The 21918-nt window shown below is 62.8% G+C and carries 25 protein-coding genes; 10 read left to right on the forward strand and 15 right to left on the reverse strand.

Annotated elements, in window-relative coordinates; genetic code table 11:
- Positions 1 to 234: 234 nt before the first annotated feature.
- From CXK91_RS12990 to CXK91_RS13010, 5 genes are all read right to left on the reverse strand, one after another.
- On the reverse strand, positions 235 to 603 hold the full coding sequence (locus CXK91_RS12990; RefSeq protein ID WP_181003954.1) for a response regulator: 369 nt from the start codon (positions 601 to 603) through the stop codon (positions 235 to 237).
- Positions 593 to 1654 carry an HWE histidine kinase domain-containing protein gene (locus tag CXK91_RS12995; RefSeq protein ID WP_103456556.1) on the reverse strand — a complete coding sequence of 354 codons (1062 nt, stop codon included), beginning with the start codon at positions 1652 to 1654 and terminating at the stop codon, positions 593 to 595. Before CXK91_RS12995 ends, CXK91_RS12990 begins: the two co-directional genes overlap by 11 nt.
- Before the next feature lie 413 nt (positions 1655 to 2067).
- Positions 2068 to 2883 (reverse strand): alpha/beta fold hydrolase, encoded by an 816-nt coding sequence (locus tag CXK91_RS13000; RefSeq protein WP_103456557.1) that lies wholly within the window; start codon positions 2881 to 2883, stop codon positions 2068 to 2070.
- 224 nt (positions 2884 to 3107) lie between these two features.
- Positions 3108 to 3995 (reverse strand): YghX family hydrolase, encoded by an 888-nt coding sequence (gene yghX, locus CXK91_RS13005; protein ID WP_103456558.1) that lies wholly within the window; start codon positions 3993 to 3995, stop codon positions 3108 to 3110.
- A gap of 103 nt (positions 3996 to 4098) precedes the next feature.
- On the reverse strand, positions 4099 to 5091 hold the full coding sequence (locus CXK91_RS13010; protein WP_103456559.1) for a ribonuclease Z: 993 nt from the start codon (positions 5089 to 5091) through the stop codon (positions 4099 to 4101).
- A gap of 201 nt (positions 5092 to 5292) precedes the next feature.
- Here CXK91_RS13010 and CXK91_RS13015 point away from each other — a divergent pair, with 201 nt between their 5' ends.
- A complete protein-coding gene (locus CXK91_RS13015; protein ID WP_103456560.1) occupies positions 5293 to 6606 on the forward strand; it encodes a CitMHS family transporter in 1314 nt (437 codons plus the stop codon).
- An 81-nt stretch (positions 6607 to 6687) separates the two neighbouring features.
- Here CXK91_RS13015 and CXK91_RS13020 read toward each other — a convergent pair whose 3' ends face one another.
- From CXK91_RS13020 to CXK91_RS13045, 6 genes are all read right to left on the reverse strand, one after another.
- A complete protein-coding gene (locus CXK91_RS13020; protein ID WP_103456561.1) occupies positions 6688 to 7851 on the reverse strand; it encodes a DUF1624 domain-containing protein in 1164 nt (387 codons plus the stop codon).
- 151 nt (positions 7852 to 8002) lie between these two features.
- Positions 8003 to 8416 (reverse strand): VOC family protein, encoded by a 414-nt coding sequence (locus CXK91_RS13025; protein WP_103456562.1) that lies wholly within the window; start codon positions 8414 to 8416, stop codon positions 8003 to 8005.
- Positions 8417 to 8432: 16 nt separating this feature from the next.
- Complete coding sequence (locus CXK91_RS13030) at positions 8433 to 8852, reverse strand: YciI family protein (protein WP_103456563.1); 420 nt, start codon at positions 8850 to 8852, stop codon at positions 8433 to 8435.
- A gap of 119 nt (positions 8853 to 8971) precedes the next feature.
- Positions 8972 to 9721, reverse strand: a complete 750-nt coding sequence (locus tag CXK91_RS13035; RefSeq protein WP_423833900.1) for a lysostaphin resistance A-like protein — start codon at positions 9719 to 9721, stop codon at positions 8972 to 8974.
- Between the two features lies 1 nt (position 9722).
- The gene (locus CXK91_RS13040) at positions 9723 to 10277 is read right to left on the reverse strand and encodes a hypothetical protein (protein ID WP_003283875.1); all 555 of its coding nucleotides are present in this window, start codon (positions 10275 to 10277) and stop codon (positions 9723 to 9725) included.
- Positions 10278 to 10375: 98 nt separating this feature from the next.
- Complete coding sequence (locus CXK91_RS13045; RefSeq protein WP_103456896.1) at positions 10376 to 11626, reverse strand: M20/M25/M40 family metallo-hydrolase; 1251 nt, start codon at positions 11624 to 11626, stop codon at positions 10376 to 10378.
- A gap of 140 nt (positions 11627 to 11766) precedes the next feature.
- On the opposite strand from CXK91_RS13045, the gene CXK91_RS13050 reads away from it, so the two are divergent.
- The 4 genes from CXK91_RS13050 to CXK91_RS13065 all read left to right on the forward strand — a co-directional run bounded on the left by CXK91_RS13050 (position 11767) and on the right by CXK91_RS13065 (position 14694).
- Entirely contained in the window at positions 11767 to 12210 is a 444-nt protein-coding gene (locus tag CXK91_RS13050; RefSeq protein WP_103456564.1) for an HIT family protein, read from the forward strand.
- Between the two features lie 108 nt (positions 12211 to 12318).
- Positions 12319 to 13299: an ABC transporter substrate-binding protein gene (locus tag CXK91_RS13055; RefSeq protein WP_103456565.1), complete on the forward strand. Its 981-nt coding sequence runs from the start codon at positions 12319 to 12321 to the stop codon at positions 13297 to 13299.
- Positions 13296 to 14057 (forward strand): ABC transporter permease, encoded by a 762-nt coding sequence (locus tag CXK91_RS13060; RefSeq protein WP_103456566.1) that lies wholly within the window; start codon positions 13296 to 13298, stop codon positions 14055 to 14057. Before CXK91_RS13055 ends, CXK91_RS13060 begins: the two co-directional genes overlap by 4 nt.
- On the forward strand, positions 14050 to 14694 hold the full coding sequence (locus tag CXK91_RS13065; protein ID WP_103456567.1) for an ATP-binding cassette domain-containing protein: 645 nt from the start codon (positions 14050 to 14052) through the stop codon (positions 14692 to 14694). Before CXK91_RS13060 ends, CXK91_RS13065 begins: the two co-directional genes overlap by 8 nt.
- 6 nt (positions 14695 to 14700) lie before the next feature.
- On the opposite strand, the gene CXK91_RS13070 is transcribed toward CXK91_RS13065, so the two are convergent.
- Entirely contained in the window at positions 14701 to 15966 is a 1266-nt protein-coding gene (locus CXK91_RS13070; RefSeq protein WP_103456568.1) for a DUF445 domain-containing protein, read from the reverse strand.
- Positions 15967 to 16254: 288 nt separating this feature from the next.
- The gene (locus tag CXK91_RS13075; RefSeq protein ID WP_103456569.1) at positions 16255 to 16653 is read right to left on the reverse strand and encodes a hypothetical protein; all 399 of its coding nucleotides are present in this window, start codon (positions 16651 to 16653) and stop codon (positions 16255 to 16257) included.
- Between the two features lie 235 nt (positions 16654 to 16888).
- Here CXK91_RS13075 and CXK91_RS13080 point away from each other — a divergent pair, with 235 nt between their 5' ends.
- The 3 genes from CXK91_RS13080 to CXK91_RS13090 all read left to right on the forward strand — a co-directional run bounded on the left by CXK91_RS13080 (position 16889) and on the right by CXK91_RS13090 (position 18016).
- Entirely contained in the window at positions 16889 to 17077 is a 189-nt protein-coding gene (locus tag CXK91_RS13080) for a hypothetical protein (protein ID WP_103456570.1), read from the forward strand.
- Positions 17078 to 17133: 56 nt separating this feature from the next.
- Positions 17134 to 17343: a hypothetical protein gene (locus CXK91_RS13085; RefSeq protein WP_103456571.1), complete on the forward strand. Its 210-nt coding sequence runs from the start codon at positions 17134 to 17136 to the stop codon at positions 17341 to 17343.
- Between the two features lie 85 nt (positions 17344 to 17428).
- Complete coding sequence (locus tag CXK91_RS13090; protein WP_103456572.1) at positions 17429 to 18016, forward strand: LysE family translocator; 588 nt, start codon at positions 17429 to 17431, stop codon at positions 18014 to 18016.
- Here CXK91_RS13090 and CXK91_RS13095 read toward each other — a convergent pair.
- Entirely contained in the window at positions 18002 to 18853 is an 852-nt protein-coding gene (locus CXK91_RS13095) for an AraC family transcriptional regulator (protein WP_103456573.1), read from the reverse strand. The genes CXK91_RS13090 and CXK91_RS13095 overlap by 15 nt on opposite strands.
- A 113-nt stretch (positions 18854 to 18966) precedes the next feature.
- On the opposite strand from CXK91_RS13095, the gene CXK91_RS13100 reads away from it, so the two are divergent.
- The gene (locus tag CXK91_RS13100; protein ID WP_103456574.1) at positions 18967 to 19392 is read left to right on the forward strand and encodes a 3-isopropylmalate dehydratase; all 426 of its coding nucleotides are present in this window, start codon (positions 18967 to 18969) and stop codon (positions 19390 to 19392) included.
- 12 nt (positions 19393 to 19404) lie between these two features.
- Here CXK91_RS13100 and CXK91_RS13105 read toward each other — a convergent pair whose 3' ends face one another.
- The gene (locus CXK91_RS13105; protein ID WP_103456575.1) at positions 19405 to 19755 is read right to left on the reverse strand and encodes a DUF6746 family protein; all 351 of its coding nucleotides are present in this window, start codon (positions 19753 to 19755) and stop codon (positions 19405 to 19407) included.
- 493 nt (positions 19756 to 20248) lie between these two features.
- Here CXK91_RS13105 and CXK91_RS13110 point away from each other — a divergent pair, with 493 nt between their 5' ends.
- A complete protein-coding gene (locus tag CXK91_RS13110; RefSeq protein WP_103456576.1) occupies positions 20249 to 21868 on the forward strand; it encodes a methyl-accepting chemotaxis protein in 1620 nt (539 codons plus the stop codon).
- The last annotated feature ends 50 nt before the right edge of the window (positions 21869 to 21918 follow it).

The following is a 21918-nucleotide window of genomic DNA, read 5'->3' on the forward strand; positions in this document are numbered from 1 at the left end:
AAGTGCGCTCAGGAGTAGGCCTATCCGCTTTCTCACGTCCGCGACCGGCAGAAATCGGCCAAAAGCAGCCAGTGGCTAACGGCAGAGCTGTGAGCAACGGCAGTGTTTACGACCTGCGCCTCGATCACGCGGATCTCTTCGGGCCTATTTGGGCTGCCAAAGATCACGCCCCAGCGCTTCATTGAGTAGATCGCAGGCACCGCCTCATCGTTGGCGCGGACCAAGGGCTGCTGTTTAGCAGTTTAAGAGGCGCTGGAATTGGTCTGATACGTCTTGGTAGCGGAACGGCTTTCTTAGGACAGTCTGCTCGTTATATCTGGCCGGTACTCCCTCCGCGCCAAATCCGGTTGCAAACATGAAGGGTACGCCGCGCGCGATGAGCGCGTCGGCAATGGGAAAGCTTTTGATCCCGTGTAGGTTGACGTCCAATGTCGCGGCGTCGAAGTCTTTCTCGTCGATAAAAGCAAGTGCTTGATCAACAGTTGCGGCTGACGTGATGGACGTACACCCGAGTTCGGCCAGCATGTCCTCGACAAGCATCAAAACCATCAACTCGTCTTCGACGACCAAGATGCGCCGACCGGCAAGCGGCTTACTCGACATGGGCACACTCGGGTGCCGGAATATCAATCGTGCAAACCGCGCCTTCTTCCGGAAAGTCGAGATGCACGGTCCCTGCCAGCTCATGACACAAACCACGCTCGATCACCTGCGAACCGAACCCTTTGCGCGACGGCGGAGCCACAGTTGGGCCGTCCTTTTCCTGCCAACGAATAATCAGCCTGTTGCCCGCCGGCATGGGCGCGACCGCCCACTCGATCAGGACGCATCCTGCTTCGTTGGATAAGGCACCGTACTTCAGGGCGTTTGTCGCGAGCTCGTTGAGCGCGACACCGAGCGCCAGCGCCGTCTGCGGTGAAATGCGGACATTTCGACCCGTGATGACGAAGCGCGCCGCGCCATCGCCTGCGACCCCAAACGGCTCCAATACCTCGTTCACTAAATCGCGAAAACTCACGCCGTTCCAATGCTCACGGGTAAGGAGATCATGCGATCGAGAAAGAGCAAAGAGGCGGGAATCGATAGACTCTCGAACGATCTGGATATCGGATGACTTTTTGAACGACTGCCAGACTATCGCCTGCACCGTGGCTAAAGTGTTTTTTACGCGATGATTAAGCTCGTCGATGAACATTTCCGACTTGTTTTGCGCCTCTTTGTGCTTGGTAATATCCATGAACGAAACGAAATGCTGCACGATCTCGCCACTCTCGTCCCACACCGGGCTTATGAAAACCGAGACGAACAACGTACTGCCGTCCTTCCGGTTATAGTCGATATCCAAGTTATTGTCGTGATTCTCACATTTCTCGAATTCGGACTTGATCTTCTCGATGACCTCAGGGTCAACGCGCTGTTCCAGTAAGGAATTGAAACTCTTGCCCAATGCCTCGTTCCGATCGTACCCAGTCAGCTTTAGAAAGCTGTCGTTTGCGTAAACGATCGGGTCGCCGGGTGCCTTCGCGTCGGTAAAAAGCATTGCCATGCGTGTCGTCTCCGCGGCAACAACAAAAGGTCCAAGGTCCTTTCGGAAAACGTCGACGACGGCCTCAGCGTCTTCCTGCTTTTCGGATTTTGGCTGGACTTCAGACATATCAAAGCTCCACTCGAATTGTCTGCTAGACCTTATGCCGCCTGGAAACGAATCAAGTCTCCTACATGAACCATCACAATAGAGGATCGTCCATCGGCTTATTGGTTCCAACGTTCGTCATGTGTCCGCGCTTAGCTCAATTAAGCGAGCATCCGATGCGTTGGCCCAGCCACGCAAACAGGATATAGCCGCCGAAGATTACGGTCAGGATCACTCCGCCGATCACGGGGCCAATAGGTCCGGCTGCGGGTAACAGGCTTCGTGATGCCTGAGGTTACGCTCGGTCCCGAATGTCTGCATCTGGCCGTAGCCGCCAATCCCCTTGTCGGAAAGGCAGTCTGGTGGCCGACTAACATCCAAGCACATCCGCCCCGAGTTTCCTCTTTCCATGAGATTTTGGGGAACGCAACGCCTCACCCCATCGCCTGCAAAAACCGCCCAACCCGCTCCAACACTTGCTCCGGCTGCTCGCGATGCGGTACGTGGCCGACGTCGGGTAGCAGTGCTTGTTCGACATGGCCGCTGGCGTGTTGGGCGATTAGTTGGGGGTGGCGTTCGGAGCCGAATTCGTCGGTGTCGCCATGGATGGCCAGTGCCGGGCAGCGTACGTCTGGCAGGGCGTGGGCGAGGGTCCAGGAGGCGAAGTCGGGGGCGAGCCAGGTGTCGATCCAGGCGCTGAGCACCCAGTCGCTTCGCTCGCCATGGTAGCGACGCAGACGTTCGCGCTGTGCAGGGTCAGCGAACCAGGCTTTGGCTTGGCGAATGCCTTCCAGGGTGCGTGCTTCGACGAACGTGACCGCTGACATCGTGATCATCGCCTGGCAGGCTTCGGGATATTGCGCGGCGCAGTGCACGGCCATGCTGCCGCCGACGCTGTGACCGAGCACGACGAAGCGCTCGATGCCCAGATGTTCCAGCACGCATGCGAAGCCTTGCCCAGCTTCGTCCTCGACGAAGGTCGGCGCGGGTGGTGCGGTCAGTCGGTCGGAGCGGCCGAAGCCCAGCCGGTCATAGGCGACCACCGTTCGACCGGTTGCCTGGGCGAGTGCGGCGGGGAAATCTTTCCATTGTTCGATACAGCCGAGCGACTCGTGCAGCAGCAGGATCGGCGCGCAGTTCGAGCGCAGCGCGCCGGCATCGGGAAACCAGCTGCGGACGAACATCTGCCCGTGCGTGCTCTGTATCCATAGGTCGGTCGAGTCGTTGCCGAGCGTTGCGCTGCTGGTCATTGAGGCTTTTCCTGAGCGGTGCGGACGGCATAGCAGTACTGTTCTTTTACGTAAACGTCAACATGCAGTGACGGATGTATCGGCAGCGCTTTGCTGCCTGCGGGAGGAGCAAGGGCAGTCGATAGCACGCGTTGATGTGCTGCATAAGGCGCGGGCGTTCTGCGGGCAGATTGGCGCAGAGTCGGGTTGGACCGCGGCGGCTAGGCCCGCCACGGTGGCGCGCGTCAGCTCAGATAGCGCTGGAACCAGGCGATGGTGCGCTGCCAGGCCAGTTCCGCTGCCTGCTCGTCATAGCGTGGTGTGCTGTCGTTGTGAAAGCCATGGTGGGTGCCGGGGTAGATGTAGGACTCGTAGTGCTTGCCGGCCGCCTTGAGCGCGGCTTCATAAGCGGGCCAGGTTTCGTTGACGCGCTCGTCGTGCTCGGCGAATTGGAACAGCAACGGTGCCTGAATCTTTTCAACATCCGCCGGATTGGCCTGGCGCCCGTAGAACGGCACCGCTGCCGCCAGTTCCGGGTATGCCACCGCGGCCGCATTGGCCACGCCACCGCCATAGCAGAAGCCGGTGATGCCGACCTTTTCGGTGGTGGCTTCGTGGGCCATCAGCCATTCGATCGCGGCGAAGAAGTCGTTCATCAGCTTCTGCGGATCGACCGCGGCCTGCAGTTCACGGCCCTTGTCGTCGTTGCCGGGATAGCCACCGACCGAACTCAGCCCGTCTGGCGCCAGGGCGATAAAACCGGCCTTGGCCACGCGCCGTGCGACGTCTTCGATATAGGGGTTGAGGCCGCGGTTTTCATGGACGACGACAATGCCTGGCAGCTTGCCCTCGGCCTTGGCCGGACTGACCAGGTAGGCACGTACTTCACCGTGGCCGTTGGGCGATGGGTAAGTGATGTATTCGGCGACGATGTCGGGATCGGTGAAGGCGACCTGCTTGGCCAGCACGTAATTAGGTGTAAGCGCCTCGAGCACCGCCACGGCAGTCATGCTGCACAGGGTGAAGGCCGCCGCGCGGTCGAGGAATTCCCGGCGGCTGAGCTTGCCGTGAACGTAGAAGTCGTAGAGTTCGAGCAGCTCGGGGGCGAAGTCTTTTGCGGTAAGACGTTCCATCGGCGGCTCCGTCGAGTCAAGCGGTGCTGGGCGGCTGCGCTGGCAGCGGGTCAGCAACCAGTGTAGTCAGCCAGGTCGCAGCCGCCGTGATCGCTGACGATCTTTATAGTGCTGAACGCGGCGGGCGCTGGTTGGGTGGCTCGACCGCTGTCAGCTGACCGTCCTTGCCGAGGCGTAAGCGCATGAAGTCTTCGGCAAGCAGCAACTGGCCGGAGTAGAGCTCGCTGGCCTCGGCGCGCAGGTCTTCGATGGAATGACCGCGACTTGCATTCTTCTGGTAGCGCGCGCTGAAGTGGGTCAGCACCAGATTCGGCAGGCCGACCGTTTGCGCAAAGCGCGCCACCGATGCCGCAGTGCTGTGGCCGAAGTCACTGCGGGCGTCGTTGGCGACCGCCTTGGTGTAGGTCGCCTCATGCACCAGCAACTGGGCGCCGCGACAGGCGTCGGCGAGTAGTTCGGGACGGTCATTGTCGCCGCCGATGACGATGCGCTGCGGCGCGCGGCTGAAGCTCAGGTAGTCGTCGCTGTGCAGTACGCGGCCTTCGTGCTCGATGTCGAAGCCGCGCGCCAGTTGGCCCCAGAGCGGGCCGCGGGGCACGCCGTCGCGTTCGAGGCGGTCGATGTCCAGGCGCGGATCAGGCCGGGCCTCGGTGAAGCTGTAGCCATAGCAGGGCACACGGTGGGAAAGGGCGGTGGCCTCGATACGCGTGTTCAGGCTGCGCCATTCGTCCAGTGACTCGACGGCGAGAAAGTCGAGGTCGTAGCCGAGCCAGCTCTGGCTCATCTCCAGCGTCGCGCGCACCCAGGTTTCGATGCCTTGCGGGGCGATGATCGTCAGGGCGGTCTTGCGTCCCATCATCCCGGCGCTGGCGAGCAGGCCGGGCAGGCCGTAGCAGTGGTCGCCATGCACATGGGTGATGCAGATCGCTCGCAGGTCGTGCAGCGACAGCGGCGTGCGCAGCAACCGGTGTTGGGTGCCTTCGCCGCAGTCAATCAGGTACCAGCTCTTGCCGATGTCCTCCAACAACGCCAAGGCAGTGACATTGCGGCTCCGGGTGGGAGTGCCGGATGAGGTGCCGAGAAATAACAGATCCACGTCACTGTTCCTTTCTGCCGTTCAGATTGATTACGAATGGTCTAGCCTTTGCCAGTGCAGTCGCATTTGCGTTTTCTCCCGACATATCCCCTCACAGCTGTGCCTGCTTTAACGGAGCCGGGTAAAGGTTGCTGAAAGCTTGGTTTCGTAGCCTCCGGGCTCAGCTGTTTCAGCTGGACAAAAATAATGAGGAGATAAGCTGTGTTGACCCTTATTGGTCTGTTGACCATTTGCAGCCTGGTTGTGTTGTTGCTCGTCGGGCGCATGGCGCCCATTCTGCCGCTGATTCTGGTACCCCTGGCAGGCGCGCTGCTGGCCGGCTTTGGGCTGGAGGCCATTACCGGGTTCTTTACCGATGGCCTTGGCAAGGTGATCTCCATTGCCACCATGTTCGTCTTCGCCATCACCTTTTTTGGCGTGCTGCAGGATACCGGGTTGTTCCGCCCCATTATCGGAACAATGGTCAAGCTGACCCGCGGCAATGTCATCGCCGTTACGGTGGCCACCGCAGTGATCGGTATGTTGGCCCACCTCGATGGCGCCGGTGCGACCACTTTTCTGCTGACGATTCCGGCCTTGCTGCCGCTTTACCGGCAGCTGCGCATGAGTCCCTACCTGATGTTGCTGCTGTTGGCCCTGGGCGCCGGCATCTTCAATATGGTGCCCTGGGCAGGGCCGCTTGGTCGTGCGGCGGCGGTCACGGGTATCGAAGTCACCGAGCTGTGGCGTCCGTTGATCGCCATTCAGGGCGTCGGCGTGGTGCTGTTGGTGGCGCTGGCGGCGTTGCTGGGCTGGCGTGAGCAGAGGCGCATCGCATCAGGCGTCGGTGGTGCCGATGCCGGTGTCCTGGTCGAAAGCAAACACAATCTTCACGAGCCCACCGATGAAGAGCGCGCTCTTGAGCGTCCCGGCCGGCTCTGGGTCAATGGTGGGCTGTTCCTGTTGGTGCTGATTTCGCTGTTCGCCGGCGTGTTGCCGGCCGGCTATATCTTCATGATCGGGCTGTCGTTGGTGCTGCTGATCAACTACCCCGGCGGCAAGGCGCAAATGCAACGCATCGCGGCGCACGCACCGGCGGCCCTGAGCATGGGCATGATCATCCTGGCAGCCGGTTCGATGCTGGGGATTTTCACGGGCACGGGCATGCTGACATCCATTGCGCAGGATCTGGTTCAGGTGTTGCCAGCCTCGATGGTGCCCAATCTGCACATCATCCTTGGCGTCTTCGGTCTGCCGATGGAGCTGATGTTGAGTACCGACGCCTACTACTTCGGTCTGTTGCCGGTCACCCTGGAAGTGGTGGCGAACCATGGCGTCGAGCCGGCGAGCGTGGTGTACGCGATGACCATCGGCAACATCATCGGAACGTTCATCAGCCCGTTCTCGCCAGCGCTCTGGCTCGCGCTCGGGCTTGCCGGTCTCGATCTGGGCCGACACATCCGCTACTCGCTGTGGTGGATGTGGGGCTTTTCCCTCGTGTTGTTCTTCGTCGCCTGGACGCTCGGCTTGTTCTGAGACCTGCACGACTGAGCCAGGCTACGCGCCTTCGAAAGCGATTCATTCGAGGGCGCATAGCAGGCGACCGCGCTGGTGTACCTACAGATACTTGAGCCAGGTGATGTCCCTGCGCCGCGCCTTGAGTTCGGCGAACCAGCGCACCGCCGGGAACAGGACCACAGCCAGCGCTACGGTGCATAGCCACAGCGGCCACACTGCGTCGAAACCGAAGTGATTGCCGCGGTTCAGGCCCCAGATAGCCACGGCGGCGATATAGAGCAGCTTCAGCACATACAGGTGCAGCAGGTAGAAGAACATCGGCGCGGCGCCGAACACCGTGAGCGGTCGCAGCCAGGCGCTACCCTGCTTGCGTTCGAAGTAGCGCAGCAGAAGTAGGCCGCAACCCAACGTCAGGCACAGGAACAGCAGCGACGGCGGGTACTTGGTGATGTTGAGCAGGCTCATCAGGGTGCGCAGACCGTCTTCGCCGACGACCCAGTGCTGCTCACCGTAGCCGTTGATCAGCCGCAGCAGGATGAAGGTGAGCAGGGCGCCTTGAGCCCAGCCGCCCAGGTAGCGCTGACGTCGCTCGGCGTCCGCGTTCCTGCCGAACCAGGGGCCGGCGGCATAGCCGAGAGCGATCACGCCGATCCACGGTAGCAGCGGGTAGGAGGTGCGCAGGCGCAGGCTTTCCGAAACCTCGAGCCAGCCGCGGTCGTGCAGGATCGCCCATGGCACGTGAAGCGCGGAGTCTGCTGCGAACTGCAGCGGATCGAGCAGGTTATGCCCGCCAATGATCACCAGTCCCAGCACGATCAGCGCTGGGCGCGGCAGCCAGAGCAGCACCGACAATGCCAGCATGCTCAGGCCGATGGCCCAGATGACTTGCAGATAGATCACCTGTGGCGGGAACTGGAACGTCCAGGCGAAGTTCACCAAGGTGAACTCCAGCGCCACCAGGAACAGCCCGCGTTTGAGCAGAAAGCTCGACACCGCACGACGGTCCTGATGCTTTTCTCCATAAAGGAAAGCGGACAGGCCGGTGAGGAAGATGAACACCGGCGCGCACAGATGCGCCAGCGTGCGGCTGAAGAACAGCGCCGGCTCGGTGACCGCGACGTCCATCGGGTCGGGCACTTGCATATGGAGGAGGAAGGTTTCGCGGACATGGTCCAGCAGCATGAACAGGATCACCAGGCCGCGCAGCGCGTCGATGGATTGCAGGCGCGCCGAGGCTGGCAGGGTGAGGTTGGGGGATGGCATGAACGGCTCACAACGGGATGATCGCGACGCGGGCGCAGAACACTGTGCCCGCCAGGAGGTGCGATACGTTATAACAAAGACGCCGCCTCTCCAAATGCGAATCAACCACGAATACCGTTACTGACGTGAAAACGGCAGGTTGCGGTCAGCCTTATTCGCAGTTGACCATCCAGGACACGCCAAAGCGGTCGGTAAGCATGCCGAAGCGCTCGGCCCAGAAGGTTTTTTCCAGCGGCATGACCACTGTGCCGCCCTCGGCCAGTGCAGCGAACAGCTTTTCGCTTTCGCCCACGCTGCTTGGATGCAGGGAAACCGAGCAACCCTTGATGCCTTCGTATGGCCCGCCGCCACAGGTGTCGGGCAAGGAGTCGGAGGCCATCAGCACACCATCGCCGAGGTTCAGGCAGGCGTGCATGATCCGTTCGCGATACTCGGCGGGAAACTGCTCGGCATCCGGTGCCTGGGCAAAGGTCATCATCTCCAGCGTGCCGCCCAGTACGTCTTTGTAGAAGGTGAACGCCTCGCGGGTGGTGCCGTCCAGGGTTAGGTAAGTGGTGATCTTCATTGCTTGCTCCTTGTGCTCAGTGGTTGAGTTGCGCGCGCAGGCGCTCTTCCTGCTCGCGCAGTTCGGGAGTGAATTCGGCGCCGAAGTCCTCCGCTTCGAATATCTGGCGGATCTCGATTTCGGCATCGCCGATGGCTGACGGCGGGCAGCGCTTGATCCAGTCAATCGTCTCCTGCAGCGAGGCGGTCTGGAACAGCCAGTAGCCGGCGATCAGCTCACGGGTTTCGGCGAACGGGCCGTCGATCACGTTGCTTTGGCCGTTGCTGAACCGGACGCGCGCGCCCTTGCGGCTGGGCTGTAGTCCTTCACCGCCGAGCAGGACGCCAGCGCTGGCCAGTTCTTCGTTGTAGCGGCCCATCGCCGCGAGAACGTCCTCGCTGGGCATCTCGCCAGCTTCGGTTTGCGGGGTGGCCTTGATCATCACCATGAAACGCATCGGTGGACTCCTTCAGTGGAATGGAAAGAGCCTAGACGGGCATACGGCAATTTCCGCCGGCTCCGATCATTGGTCGAACGGGCGCGGAAGGAATCGACAGGTCTTTGAGAATTCTTTGCTCAGGGCAGTGGATAGGTCAGCAGAAGCAGATGCAGGCTGTTGACCGCACCGTGCAGAAACACCGCGACCCACAGGCGATCACCGGAGTAATGGAAGGCCAGGCCGTAGCCCAGACCTGCCAGCGTGGCGAGCCCGGCGAAACCGAAGCCGCCCGGCAGGTGCGCGGCGCCGAACAGGGCCGTCGCCAGGCCGATGCCGATGGCCGCACCGAAGCGGCGGACCAGCTCGCGCTGCAGCAGGCCGCGAAAAATCAGCTCTTCGGCCAGGCAGGTGATGCCCAGGTTGACCAGCAGCCAGGGCAGGAACAGCGCCGGCCATTTCGGTTGCCAGCCCAGCACGCCAGAGGCCAGTGCCAGCAGGGGGACGAGAATCAGGCAAGCACCTGACGCAAGCAGGGGGAGTCTGATCGAGCGCCAATCCGTTCGTGGCTGGCCCAGCCACCAGGCCAGCAGCAGTGCCGCGACCATCGCCTTGTCCGGGCTGATGCGCAGCTGCCAGGGCAATGCCCCGCCCAGATCCTGCGGTGCTCCGAGTGGCAGCGGGGTAAAGCCTGGCAGCAGGTGCGCGGCGAGTAGCAGGGCCCCGAGCAGCGCACCAAATAGCCACAGCGGGCGGGGCAAGCGGGGCTGAGCGATAAGCCAGCCAGCGAATAGCAGAACGGACAGCGCGCCCATCGGCTCGATCATGCCGAGGGCAAGGCCGAGCAGCAGCGTGATTGCGGGAATGCAGCAGTGCAGCGCGCGGCTCACGTTACTGCAGCCGGTAATGCGCGAGCTCCTTGGGCGTCAGTACGCGCATGCGCCTTGGCTCGATCAGCTGCATGTCGTCGGCCAACCGCGTATTCACGCCCATGTCCCGAAAATAAATGCGTGGTGTGCGGTGTGGTCGCTGGGCAATCGACAGCGCTGACTCTCCGCTGGCGATATGCGGCCGGTGCAGGCCAACATGGCCACGCACGGTGCGCTGTCGCCCCGCCGCCAGCAAATAGATGCAGCTGCCCTGGCAGACCGCAGCGGCAGGCACCAGGGCATCGAAACCGGTCTCGCGCAGCAGATAGCCCATGCGCATGGCTTCCGCGGCGCTACCACCAATGTTGTCGAGGATGAGCAGCTTGCGCGCATGTTTGCCAGGGTGAGCCGTGATGCCCTTGAGCAGTGCCTCGTAATCACCGGGAGCGATCTGCTCGGTAACCCGCGCGACCAGCACCAGCCCCTGGTCTTCGTGCTCCAGCGGCAGCACTTCAACCTTGGCGTGAGCGGTGCAGGCGAACAGCGCCAGTGCGCAAAGGGTGACGAGGCGGTGCATTGGGCGGAAGGTCCTGTACTGAGAGGTGGCGAAGATACCCGCAGCGCCGGCTTTCGCCTACTGCGACCTTCGCCCCTCGCTCGGGCCTGGCTAGCGTGTCAGCGCGCGGCGTCTTCGGCAGACAATGCACGAATCATCGCCGTCGTCAGGTACAGACGCGGCGCGATGCTCGACAGCTCGATGTACTCGTCTTCCGAATGCAGCCCGGCACCGACCACGCCCATGGTTTCCAGCACGGCCGGGTTGTCGCTGTCCGGCACGTAGGCGTAGCCGGCGTCAGTGCCGAAGCGCATGGCGATCGGCTCGATGCGCTGGTCGATCTCGCCGTACAGGCGCTGCGCGGTTTCGGCCAGGCGCTCCGATGCCGGATTCTTCGCCAGTGGTGGGCGACCCTTGTCGATGCGCAGTTCGACACGGGCGTCGTCGATCAGCTGTTCCTTGATGATCTTCTGGCCATCGGCGAGCACACGGTCGGTTTCGCTGATATCCGAATAGCGCATGTCCGCCTCGGCGGTCGCCTTGTTCGGGATGATATTGCGCTTCTCGCCGCCGGCGATCATGGTCCAGCTGACCGTGGTGCCCTTGTCCGGGTCGCCCAGGTCCTTGAGCTGCACCAGCTGGTGCGCCAGTTCCAGCACGGCGTTGCGACCGTCTTCTGGCGCGGAGCCGGCGTGGGACGACTTGCCCTTCACCTCTAGCATCACCGCATTGATGCCATTGGTGGCGGTGGTCACCGCATCGCTGTCCGGCGGCTCGTAGGAAAAGACGTAGTCATGCTTGCGAGCGAGCTCGGCGATGATCTTCTTCGAACCGGCCGAGCCCATTTCCTCGTCTGGATTGAACAGCACGGTGATCGTGCCGTAGCCGTCGAACTGTTGCGCCTTGAGTAGTTCGAGCGCATGCAGAATCATCGCCACGCCACCCTTGGCATCAGCCACACCGGGCCCGTAGGCGCGCTGCTCGTCCATGCGGAACGGGCGCTCCTGCGCGGTGCCTTCGGCAAATACCGTGTCGTAATGCACCATCAGCAGGAAGTCCTTGCTGCCAGTGCCCTTGAGGGTGCCGACGATGTTGTCGCCGGCCGATGGCGTCGCGGGGCTGGTGCTGACTTCGGCCCCCAGTGCCTGCAGACGCTCGACCAGCATTTTGCTGACCGTGGCCAAGCCCGCCGCCTGCCCTGTGCCGGTATCCACCGCGACCAGTTGCTTGACGGTCTCGATATAGGCGGGCTGTTCGGCTTTGGCCTGATCGAGCAGTTCGGAGGGCTTGATGTCGGCAGCCATGGCGGACAGGGAAGACAGGCAAAGGGCGACTGCAGCTGCAATCGGGGCGACGGCGCGGGCGTGCATCATCGGAATAACCTCGGATCGCGGGGATGATGAGATTGAGAGCGCCGCCATGACCGCAACGTTCCGAAGCATCGCTGCGCAAGTCGCTGGCGCGCAGAGAATGCTAAGGTTTGTGTTTTCGACTTGCCGGAGAAGCCAAGGTGTCCCTGACCACCCCCTACGACCCGCAAAACATCTTCGCCCAGATCATTCGTGGCGATGCTCCTTGCTACAAAATTTACGAAGATGACAACGTGCTCGCCTTCCTCGACCTGTTCCCGCAATCCTTCGGCCACACGCTGGTAATCCCGAAGCGTTCGGCGGCCTGCAACATCCTCGATGTGGATACCGAGGCGCTAGCCAAGGTCATGGCTGTGGTGCAGAAGCTCACCCGCGTGATCGTCGACGAGCTGCAGCCCGATGGTGTACAGGTCGCGCAGTTCAACGGCGCGCCGGCGGGCCAGACGGTGTTCCACATCCACGTACATATCGTGCCGCGCTACTCGGGCGAGGGGCTCGGTATCCATGCCGCCGGCAAGGCCGATCCGGCCGAGCTGGAAAAGCTACAGGCGCGCTTGCAGCAGCGTATCGCCGCGCAGGGCTGAGCCAGGCTGCGATGTCGTGGCGGGGTCAAGCCCGCTGCGACCATCGCAGCAGCCAACAGACACCAAAGTACAATTCGTGCCCGGCAGGGGGCTTCGTACCCTGCAGGCATGATGCCTTTCTTGCCGGTCCTCATCCTGTTCATTCGACGCGCTCGCCTTGTGCTGCTGGCGCTGGTGCTGCTGCCCTTGTGCGCGCAGGCGCAGGAGCTGCCGGTGTTGACTCTCAGCGCCCTGCAGTTCGGCACGCCGCACTGGGAGTTGGAGCATCTCAAACGTCAGGGCCTGGACCGCGCCAACGGCTTCGAGCTGAAGGTAAGGCTGGTGGCCGATGTACCGGCCTCGCGGCTGGCGCTGACCAGCGGCAGCGTAGACGGTGCGGTGAGCGATCTGCTCTGGGCGCAGGCGCGCTACCAGGCCGGCACGGCCTATCGTTACGTACCCTTTTCCTCGCAGATCGGTGAAGTGCTGGTGCCCGAAGGCAGCGCCATCCGGACGCTGGCCGACCTGCGCGGCAAGCGCATCGGTGTCGCTGGCGGGCCGGACGGGCTGGGCTGGCAGTTGCTGCAGCATGCCGCGGCCCAGGACGGAATCGATCTGGCCAAACAGGCGACTGTTCAAAGCGCGGCACCACCACTGCTCAGCCAGGCCCTTCGCCGTGGTCAGGTGGATGCGCTGCTGACCTTCTGGCATTTCTCCGCGCGCATGCGCGGCGAGGGCGGGGTACAGGCGGCGTTTGGGCTGGCCGATCTGCTGCAGTCGCTGGAACTCGACCCTGAACTGCCGGTGCTCGGCTATCTGTTCGCCGAGTCATGGGCCGCCGAGCATGAGGCACTGCTGCAGCGTTTCGCCACGGCGTTGGGCCAGACCAAACACCAGCTCGCCAACGAGCCCGCGCACTGGCAGGCGCTGCGGCCGCTGATGCGTGCCGACGAGGATGGCGTGTTCGCCGCGCTGCGCGACAGTTTCGTTGAAGGCATCCCGCAGCCGCTGGATCAGGCGCGTATCGCCGACCTGCAGCGATTGCTGATCCTCACCGGCGCCGATCCGGCGAAGCTGATGCCGGTCGCGCTGTTCCAGAGCACGCCATGAGCAGCTCACGCTGGGCCTGCTGGATAGCCTTGCCGATGGCAGTGGCGCTTTGGGCAATCGTTGCGCTGGTGTTGCAGACGCCGTTGCTGCCGAGCCCCGCTGCAGTGCTCGAGACCTTCTGGCTGGCGGTACAGAGCGGCGAACTACCCGAGCACCTGCTGGTGACGCTGCGCCGGGTGCTGATCGCTTTCGTGCTGGCGATGGCGCTGGGCACGCTGCTCGGCGTCTGGATGGGGCGATCGCGCCTGGCCAATTCGCTGCTCGATCCGCTGTTGGTGCTGTTTCTCAACCTGCCGGCGCTGGTCACCATCATCCTGCTCTACGTCTGGTTCGGGCTGGTGGAGGCCGCGGCAGTATTGGCAGTGGTGATCAACAAGGTGCCGAACGTGGCGGTCACAGTGCGCGAGGGCGCACGCAGCCTCGATCCCAAGCTGGAACAGATGGCCCGCGTCTACGGCTTCACGCGTTGGCACCGGGTCGCCGATGTTTGGGTGCCGCAGCTGTTTCCCTATCTGATGGCAGCAACCCGCGGCGGGCTGGCACTGATCTGGAAGATCGTGCTGGTGGTCGAGCTGCTCGGGCGCTCCGATGGCATCGGCTTTCAGCTGCACATGGCCTTTCAGGTGTTCGATGTGGCGAGCATTCTGGCGTACAGCCTGGCGTTCATCGCGGTAGTCCAGCTGATCGAGCTGACCCTGCTGCAGCCGCTGGAGCGCCGCGCATCGTCCTGGCGCGAAGCGGGCGTGCGCCATGCTTGAGATGCGTCTGAACGGTCGCCACCCGGTGCTGGGCATGATCGATGCGCAGGTGCATGAAGGTGAGCGTATCTGTCTGCTCGGGCCTTCCGGCGTTGGCAAGACCACATTGCTCAACGCCATCGCCGGGCTCGATCCGTGCCTGAGTCCGATGATCGCGCAACGTGCCGGGTTGCGGGTCGGCTATCTGTTTCAGGAACACCGCCTGCTGCCCTGGCGCACCGTGCTGCAGAACCTGGCACTGGTCGGTGCCAGCGCGGCGGATAGCGAGCGACTATTGGCCGACGTCGGCTTGAGTGAGGCGGGCGAGTGTTTGCCCGATCAGCTTTCGCTGGGCATGGCGCGTCGGGCCGCCTTGGCCCGCGCCTTGGCGATCAAACCCGACCTACTGCTGCTCGATGAACCCTTTGCTTCGCTGGATGCGGACCGCGCCGCCGAACTGCGCGGACTGATTGCTCGCCTGCTGGACCGGCACCCCGGCATGGCAATGATCTGCGTGACTCACGATGCGCGTGATGCCGACGAGCTCGCCAATCGCCTGTGGTACCTCAGCGGCACGCCGGCCACCTTGCATTGGGACCAGCCGCTTGGCTGTGCAGACAGCGCCAGCCGGATCAGTGCGCAAATGCGTAGTGCCTGAGACACATCAGCCGGCGAACAGCTGTGTCAGCGCATGCAACGCCAAACCGACCAGTCCACCGACCAGCGTGCCGTTGATGCGGATGTACTGCAGATCCTTGCCGACGCTCTGTTCCAACTGCTCGACCAGCTCGCGACTTTCCCAGTTCTCCACCCGCTGCGCGATATAGGCGCCTATCTGCCCACGGTAGCGCTCCAGCAGCCCGGGCGCGGCCGCCAGCAGCTGCTCGTTGATCCAGTTGCGCATGGATTCGTCCGCGGCCAGGCCGTCGCCCAGGCCGCTGCAAAGGCTGACGATGCGCCGGCCGATGCGTGAGTCGTCGCTGGCCAGGTCGCTTTCCAGCCAGGCCGTGAGTTCCTGCCAGAGATTGCCGAAATAGGCGCTGGTGGCCGGGTGCTCGAGGAGTTGCGCGAGGATGCGCTCGACCTCCAGGGCGTATTGCGGGTCCTGCTCCAGGCGCTCGATGTATTCACTGACGTGCTCGTCGAAGCGCTGGCGGATCAGGTGCTCGGGATCGGCGGCGATCTCGGCGATCAGCGCGGACAGGCCGTCGACGAACTTGTTTGCCGACCAGCCGCTCACCGGCCGGCTCAGGCCCAGATAGCGGAGGGTACGGATTTCCCGGCTGATTGCATCGGCGACCAGCGCGCGGGTTTCATCGTCCTGCATGATCGAATCGAGGCGGATCAGCAGCTCGTCGAGCATCGCCTGATGCCGGCCCTGGCTGGTCAGCACGCGCAAGGCCTGGGCCAGCGGCGCGGAGAGGTCGAACTTGCGCAGCCGCGTGGTGACCTTGGCCTCGACGAAGGCGCGCACGCGCTCGTCGTGCAGCGCGGCGATGCCGAAATGCGCGACACCGGTGAGTCGACGTCCGACGGCTTGCGCATTGCTCGGATGGCGCAGCCAGCCGGCCAGACGCGAGGCAATGTCGAGTTCCTGCAACTTGGCCAGCACCAGCGGCGTGGCGAGGAAATGGGTGGTGATGAAACTGGACAGGCTCTGGCCGATGCGCGCCTTGCTACGCGGGATGATCGCGGTGTGCGGGATCGGCAGGCCCAGCGGGCGGCGGAACAGGGCGGTGACGGCGAACCAGTCGGCAATCGCGCCGATCATGGCCGCTTCGGCGAACGAGGCGACGTAGCCCCACGCCGGATGGCTGGCCTCGAAGCGTGTCGCGACGATGTAGAGCAGGGCGGCCAACAGCAGCAGAAGGCCGGCAACCAGCTTCATCCGCGAAACCGGCGACTGCCAGGCGCTAGTCAAGGAACGCATGCAGATCCTCGTAGTTGATGGTGAGCGAGCTGAGTGTCTACCGGGGTAGACAGCTAAGCAACGCCACGAGGTCAGCGCAGGTGTAAAAGGGGCGGTGCGGCTCGAAGCTGCCAGAGCGCGAGGGGCGATCTGCTTCGATTTGCACAACGTGCTGCGACTTAGCGCAGTAGGTGGGCTTTAGCCCACCATTGGTGTTGCGGCTTTTCGGTGGGCTGAAGCCCACCCTACGGATGGTGCTGGGGCCGTAGGGTGGTTGTCGCGTTCTACATCCAGCGGGAAGTCACTGGATCAGACCTCTTCTTCTTCCTCGCGGATCAGGACGTATTCGCCTTCGGCATCGTTCAGGCAGTCCCAGACGTAGAACATCGAGACCTTGCCCGGGCCTTCGGTCACGGCGGCGTAATCGCCGGGTACGGCGGTGAAGTAGACGCCGGAATCGGGCGCTGCCTGGCAGGCGATGCGGCCGGTGACGAAGGCTTCCGGCGAGGTGCCGTCGAAGTAGTCGTCACGGTCCTTGGCATCCCATTCGGCGGGGGCTTGGAAGGGCCCCGAAATGATGATGCGTGCGTCTCCAAGGTCCTGCTCTTCCGCTTCCTCGTCGTATTCGTCGGGGCGGTACAGGGTGCATTCCAGGGCGTCCGGGTTTTCGAGAATGGCCGCGCGGGATTGTGGGGTGAGTGTCTGCATGGAATCTCCGACTGCGGTTGTGTGAGTGGGCAGTGTGGTGGAGCTGAACGGGCAGCGCAATCGGTTGGATGGTCGCGCTTGTTCCTGCGCAAGTGGGCGGGCCGTAGAAAGCCCGTTTCGGCGGCTTCGAGTTGTAGCGACAACCTTCGGACCGCCGGCACGTCGCGCCACGAACGCGGCGTCGTTTGGCCCCTCCAATCGTTATCAGCCACACACTGCAATAGGCGAGGCAAGCATGAAACCGGACGACCAGCAAACAGCCGATGAGCCTGATGTGACCATGACCGACGGGGGCGAAAAGGAGCCCGGCGAAGATCCGGATTTCGACGAAGAACCGTCGCGCCTGGACGATCCCGACGAGCCGGAAGTGCTCCCAGACGACCCGGACATTCAGGGCGACGACGGCTCCGGCCAGCCGGAATAGCTCCTTACCTACCTCATTCCCGCTATTGGCGGGATTTCCGATGCAGAGGAATCGCCATGAACATCTATCAGGTCAGACCTACCGAAACGGGCTGGGAGCTGGAAGACCAGCAATCGCAGGAAACCGTGTTGCGTACCCTCACCAAGGACGAGATGTATAGCGCCCTGGACGCCTTCATGGAGGGCCGCACTGCATCGGTCGAAGTCATCGGGCGCGATGGCGAGCTGGAAGAAGAACGGCCCTACCCGGGCAGCCATCACCTGTAGCGGATACAGGGTAATTTCCTTCAATAAGGTGGCGTTCTGAGCCAGTAGTCTGCTGCCCTTCTTCGGATCGGCAAGTAGAGCACTTATGGACCTTTATCTCTCCATGGCCGCGTTCGCCCTGGCGTCTTCGATCACGCCGGGGCCGGTCAATCTGGTGGCATTGAACTGCGGCGCGCGCTTCGGCTTTCGCGCCAGCGGGCGGCATATCGCTGGCGCCACCATCGGTTTTACGCTGCTACTGCTGCTGATCGGCCTCGGCCTTTACGAGCTGCTGGAGCGCGCGCCGATGCTGATGCGTGGCATCCAGTGGGGCGGTGTGGCCTTTCTGTTGTACATGGCCTGGCGTTTGGCCGCTGACGATGGTCGGCTCGAACCTGCTGCCGCCAGTGGTGGCCCCTCGTTGCTCGATGGGGCGCTGATGCAGTGGCTCAATCCCAAGGCCTGGCTGGCTTCCGTCGCCGGGATGGGCTTGTTTGCGGCAAACGGCGATGTTCTGCGGGTCTGGCTGTTCGCCGCTCTGTACTTCCTGATCTGCTATGCCTCGATTGCCTGCTGGGCCGGCGCCGGCGCCTTTCTCAGTCGATACCTGCAGGAGCCGTCGCGAGTGCGTTGGCTGAACCGGACGATGGCGGTCTTGCTGGCCGGTAGCGCCCTGTATCTAGTGGCCGGTTGAGCCCGAGCCGGTGCGATCGCGGTATTGCCCGGGCGTTGCGGCCAGCTGGCGTTTGAAGGTGCGCTGGAAGTGCGCTTGGTCGGCGAAGCCTGCGGCCAGCGCAACCTCCGCGAGGTCGTGACCTTGGCGAAGCCAATGCTGGCTGCGCTGGATACGACGATTGAGCAGATAGGCATGCGGGGTCATGCCGTAGTGCTGCTTGAAGGTACGGATCAGGTAGGAGGGCGACAGTCCGGCAGCCTGACAGATGTCTTCCAGGCGCAGCGCCTCAGTGCAGTGTTCGGCGATATAGTCGGCCGCGCGACTCAGTTGCAGCAGCGGCTCGCCGCACGATTCCGGCGGTGCAGGCGCCAGTGTTTGCTGCAGCAAGGTGAAGTATTCGATTGCGGCGCTCTGCATGCTCAGGACGTCGGCCAGCGGATCGAGCAGCGTGGCATAGAGCTGAGTCAACCCGTTGAACAGTGCCGGGTCGAGACTCTGGATCGGCGCATAGGGCACGAAGGTGCCGTCGATACTGGCGCCCAATTCCAGCTGCAGCGACCCCAGCCAGCGCGCGTCGACATAGAACATGAGATAAGACCAGGCTTGGCCGTCGATGGGGTTGCAGGCATGGACCGTCTGCGGGTTGATGATCACCAGTGTCCCGCGGGTAACGCACACCCGAGCGTCGCCGTTGAAATAGGTGCTGGCGCCCGCGGTAATCGCTCCGATGGAGAAGGTTTCGTGGCAATGCGGTGCGTAGCAGACCTTGCGGCCATCGGCCACGGCGCGCGCTTCGAGAAAGGGCAGGGCGGCATCGCGCCAGAAGCGTGGCTGGCTGTCGTCCGGTATGTTCACGTTCCACCTGCCGCTATCGATACGAAAATAAGATCCGACTCTAGCAATCATTCCGTGCTCTGGCATGCTCCATGGCCACGGCAAGCCGTTTCGTCCCCAGCCAAGGAGCTCACATGCGCCTGACCCTCGTTTTTCCTGCACTACTGGCCCTGGCAGGCTGCACTTCCTGGCAGCCCGGTGCCGAGGATGTCGTGCCGGTGCCGACCGACCGAGTGTTGGCCTATCAGCAGCCGCTGGAGAATGCCGGTGAGGTGGTGGTAACGCGGGATTACGGCATGCGCGGTGGTGGTTGCTATATCGCCGTGCTGATCGATCGCGAGCTGGCGGCGCGCATTCATGTTGGTGAGCGGGTGCGTTTTCAGGTCCCGGCTGGTGCGCGGATCGTAAGCATCGGTACCGATCCGTTGGATGACACGCTGTGCGGCAAGCTCAGCCTGCGCCGCGAGAAGCTGGCACAGGTGCAGGCTGGGCAGAGTCTGGAGTTTCGCGTGACCAGCGACAACCGCATCGGTTTCGATATTCTGCCGGTCGAACCCTGATGGGCGTGCGGATTACTTGATCACCGTTCGCGCGGTTTTCAGGTAGTCGGTGGCGTGGCTTTTCACCTCGTCGGCGTCCTGCGCTTCAGAGGCGATATGGATCTCTTCCAGGGTGTCGGTCAGCCCGTCCATTTCTTCGTTGATCTTCTCTAGCGCGTCTTTCAGCGTGTAGGTCAGTTCATGGATCTGTGCCATGTTCTGCGGAGTCAGACCCTGTGCCATGGTCTGCTCCAGCCGAGTGTTGTATTCGGAGAAGTTCTTCACCGCCTCTGCCAGGTTGCGTGACGGCTGCACGTCGGCGAATGCATGGCTGGCGATGAGGCTGGACAACGCCAGAACGGTGGTCTGGATGAGCGATTTCACGACAGGTCCCCTGCTGCAATTTGTGGGGCGCGAAGGTATCACCTGCTCCGGTGAGCGATGTGCAGCAGCGCACAGTCTGGGCTGCGCCATTAGTCGCATGCGCTGTCGACCTGATGAGGTGGTATGGCGATCTCGGCCAGCACATCGTCGTTGGTGAGGCATCTGGCTGGCTCGGTGAGTCGCCGAAGCCATCTCCCTCGAACGCTGCTACGTCCGCTCTGGCATGGGCCTTGCGAGCTAGATTTGGTTACAGCTTTCGTTAAAGGCTGCGGCGGTACGGCCGATACCGAACTGCTTGCTAGCACAATGCCTTTATTCAGGTCGCAAGCTTTCGAGGATTCAACAACAAGTACCTCGCCCAAATCCGCTTATGACGTCCTGCAACAGGACATCGACCGACACTCATCGGTCGCGCTGCGCCCAACTATTCGAAAGTCGCGCCTTACTTGCCAATTGCCGCCCTCCAAGCCGGCACGCCATATGGAAAGAACGAATGATGCAGCAACTGACTATCCGTACCCGCCTGTTGATACTGGTCGGGGCGATGCTAACCGCCTGTCTGGTCATCGGCCTGACAGGGCTGAATGCGCAGCAGCGCAGTGTGGCTGGCCTCAACACCGTCTACCTCGATCGTGTCGTGCCGCTGCGTGACCTCAAGCTTATCGCCGACCTGTATGCGGTGAAGATCGTCGATACCACGCACAAGACGCGCAGCGGGATGCTCAGCTATGGGCAGGCACGTGATGACGTGCGCAATGCTCGTGCGGAGATCCGTCGGATCTGGGATGAGTATCTGAGCACTGATCTGATCGAGGCCGAACGCCTGGCGTCCGCTCGTATCGAAGCGCTGATGAAAAAGGCGGACGAGCCACTCGACGGCCTTGAGCGCATTCTCGACCGCCACAGCGAGAAGCGTCTGGCAGCGTTCGTCATCAACGATCTATATCCGCTGATCGACCCTATTTCCGAAGGCTTCACCCAATTGATCGAGCTGCAGCTGGGCGAAGCGAAGGCCGAGTACGACCAGGCGCTGGCACTGTATGAACGCAACCGCGTGCTGAATATCGGCCTGTTGTTGGCGCTGCTGATCGGCGGCGGCCTGTTTGCCATGGTGCTGCTACGCAGCATCAGCCGACCGCTGGAAGAGCTGAAGCAGGCCGCTGCATCGGTTGCCGCCGGCGATCTGAGCCGTACCATCGATTGCCGTGGTCGGGACGAGATCACCGAGGTGCAGCAGTCGATCCGCCAGATGCAGCAGACATTGCGCAATACGCTGCAGGACATTCAGGGCTCTGCCACGCAGCTGGCTTCGGCGGCCGAGGAGTTGCACGCGGTCACCCAGCATACCGCCCAGGGCATTCATCAGCAGAACGAGGAAGTGCAGATGGCGGCCACGGCGGTTACCGAGATGTCGGCAGCGGTGGACGAGGTCGCTGGCAACGCCAACCGGACGTCCGACGCTTCGCGTGACGCCGAGACTGTCGCCGATGCGGGCCGCCATCAGGTCACCGCGACGCGCCAGACCATTCACCAGCTCAGCGACCGCTTGCAGCAGTCTGCCGGCACCGTGGCGCGGCTGGCGGAGGAAGCGGCGAGCATCGGCCAGGTCGCCGATGTGATCCGCTCGATTGCCGATCAGACCAATCTGCTGGCCTTGAACGCCGCCATTGAAGCGGCTAGGGCCGGCGAGGCCGGGCGCGGCTTCGCGGTGGTCGCCGATGAAGTGCGCAACCTGGCGCAACGCACGCAGAGTTCGACCCAGGAGATCGAGCGCATGATCGGCGCGATCCAGAGTGCTACCGAGCAGTCGGTGCGCGATATGCAGCAGAGCAGCGAATTCGCCTCGCGCAGCCAGGCGATGGCCGACGAAGCGGACCAGGCGCTGGGCCTGATTGCCGAGCGGGTGGGACAGATCAACGAGATGAATCTGGTAATCGCCAGTGCGGCTGAGGAACAGGCGCAGGTCGCCCGCGAGGTGGACCGCAACCTGGTGGCCATTCGTGACATCTCCGAGCAGAGCGCTACTGGTGCGCAGCAGACCTCGGTGGCCAGCGACGAGCTGGCACGCCTGGCGACGCACCTCAACCAGCTGGTCGGGCGCTTCCGTCTGTAAGGGTGACGCGGTCGGGACATGCGATGTCGCAATCGGACCGCGAACCTGGC

The organism is Stutzerimonas stutzeri, assembly GCF_002909485.1.
Taxonomy (GTDB): domain Bacteria; phylum Pseudomonadota; class Gammaproteobacteria; order Pseudomonadales; family Pseudomonadaceae; genus Stutzerimonas; species Stutzerimonas stutzeri_AH.

Coding starts and splice junctions, on each gene's coding strand:
- CXK91_RS12995 (WP_103456556.1), bottom strand. CDS start 1,654: ATGTCTGAAGTCCAGCCAAAATCCGAAAAGCAGGAAGACGCTGAGGCC.
- CXK91_RS13070 (WP_103456568.1), bottom strand. CDS start 15,966: ATGCGTTCCTTGACTAGCGCCTGGCAGTCGCCGGTTTCGCGGATGAAG.
- CXK91_RS13030 (WP_103456563.1), bottom strand. CDS start 8,852: ATGCGTTTCATGGTGATGATCAAGGCCACCCCGCAAACCGAAGCTGGC.
- CXK91_RS13110 (WP_103456576.1), top strand. CDS start 20,249: ATGATGCAGCAACTGACTATCCGTACCCGCCTGTTGATACTGGTCGGG.
- CXK91_RS13085 (WP_103456571.1), top strand. CDS start 17,134: ATGAACATCTATCAGGTCAGACCTACCGAAACGGGCTGGGAGCTGGAA.
- CXK91_RS13040 (WP_003283875.1), bottom strand. CDS start 10,277: ATGCACCGCCTCGTCACCCTTTGCGCACTGGCGCTGTTCGCCTGCACC.
- CXK91_RS13100 (WP_103456574.1), top strand. CDS start 18,967: ATGCGCCTGACCCTCGTTTTTCCTGCACTACTGGCCCTGGCAGGCTGC.
- CXK91_RS12990 (WP_181003954.1), bottom strand. CDS start 603: ATGTCGAGTAAGCCGCTTGCCGGTCGGCGCATCTTGGTCGTCGAAGAC.
- CXK91_RS13060 (WP_103456566.1), top strand. CDS start 13,296: ATGAGCAGCTCACGCTGGGCCTGCTGGATAGCCTTGCCGATGGCAGTG.
- CXK91_RS13025 (WP_103456562.1), bottom strand. CDS start 8,416: ATGAAGATCACCACTTACCTAACCCTGGACGGCACCACCCGCGAGGCG.
- yghX (WP_103456558.1), bottom strand. CDS start 3,995: ATGGAACGTCTTACCGCAAAAGACTTCGCCCCCGAGCTGCTCGAACTC.
- CXK91_RS13055 (WP_103456565.1), top strand. CDS start 12,319: ATGATGCCTTTCTTGCCGGTCCTCATCCTGTTCATTCGACGCGCTCGC.
- CXK91_RS13020 (WP_103456561.1), bottom strand. CDS start 7,851: ATGCCATCCCCCAACCTCACCCTGCCAGCCTCGGCGCGCCTGCAATCC.
- CXK91_RS13065 (WP_103456567.1), top strand. CDS start 14,050: ATGCTTGAGATGCGTCTGAACGGTCGCCACCCGGTGCTGGGCATGATC.
- CXK91_RS13075 (WP_103456569.1), bottom strand. CDS start 16,653: ATGCAGACACTCACCCCACAATCCCGCGCGGCCATTCTCGAAAACCCG.
- CXK91_RS13045 (WP_103456896.1), bottom strand. CDS start 11,626: ATGCACGCCCGCGCCGTCGCCCCGATTGCAGCTGCAGTCGCCCTTTGC.
- CXK91_RS13000 (WP_103456557.1), bottom strand. CDS start 2,883: ATGACCAGCAGCGCAACGCTCGGCAACGACTCGACCGACCTATGGATA.
- CXK91_RS13080 (WP_103456570.1), top strand. CDS start 16,889: ATGAAACCGGACGACCAGCAAACAGCCGATGAGCCTGATGTGACCATG.
- CXK91_RS13090 (WP_103456572.1), top strand. CDS start 17,429: ATGGACCTTTATCTCTCCATGGCCGCGTTCGCCCTGGCGTCTTCGATC.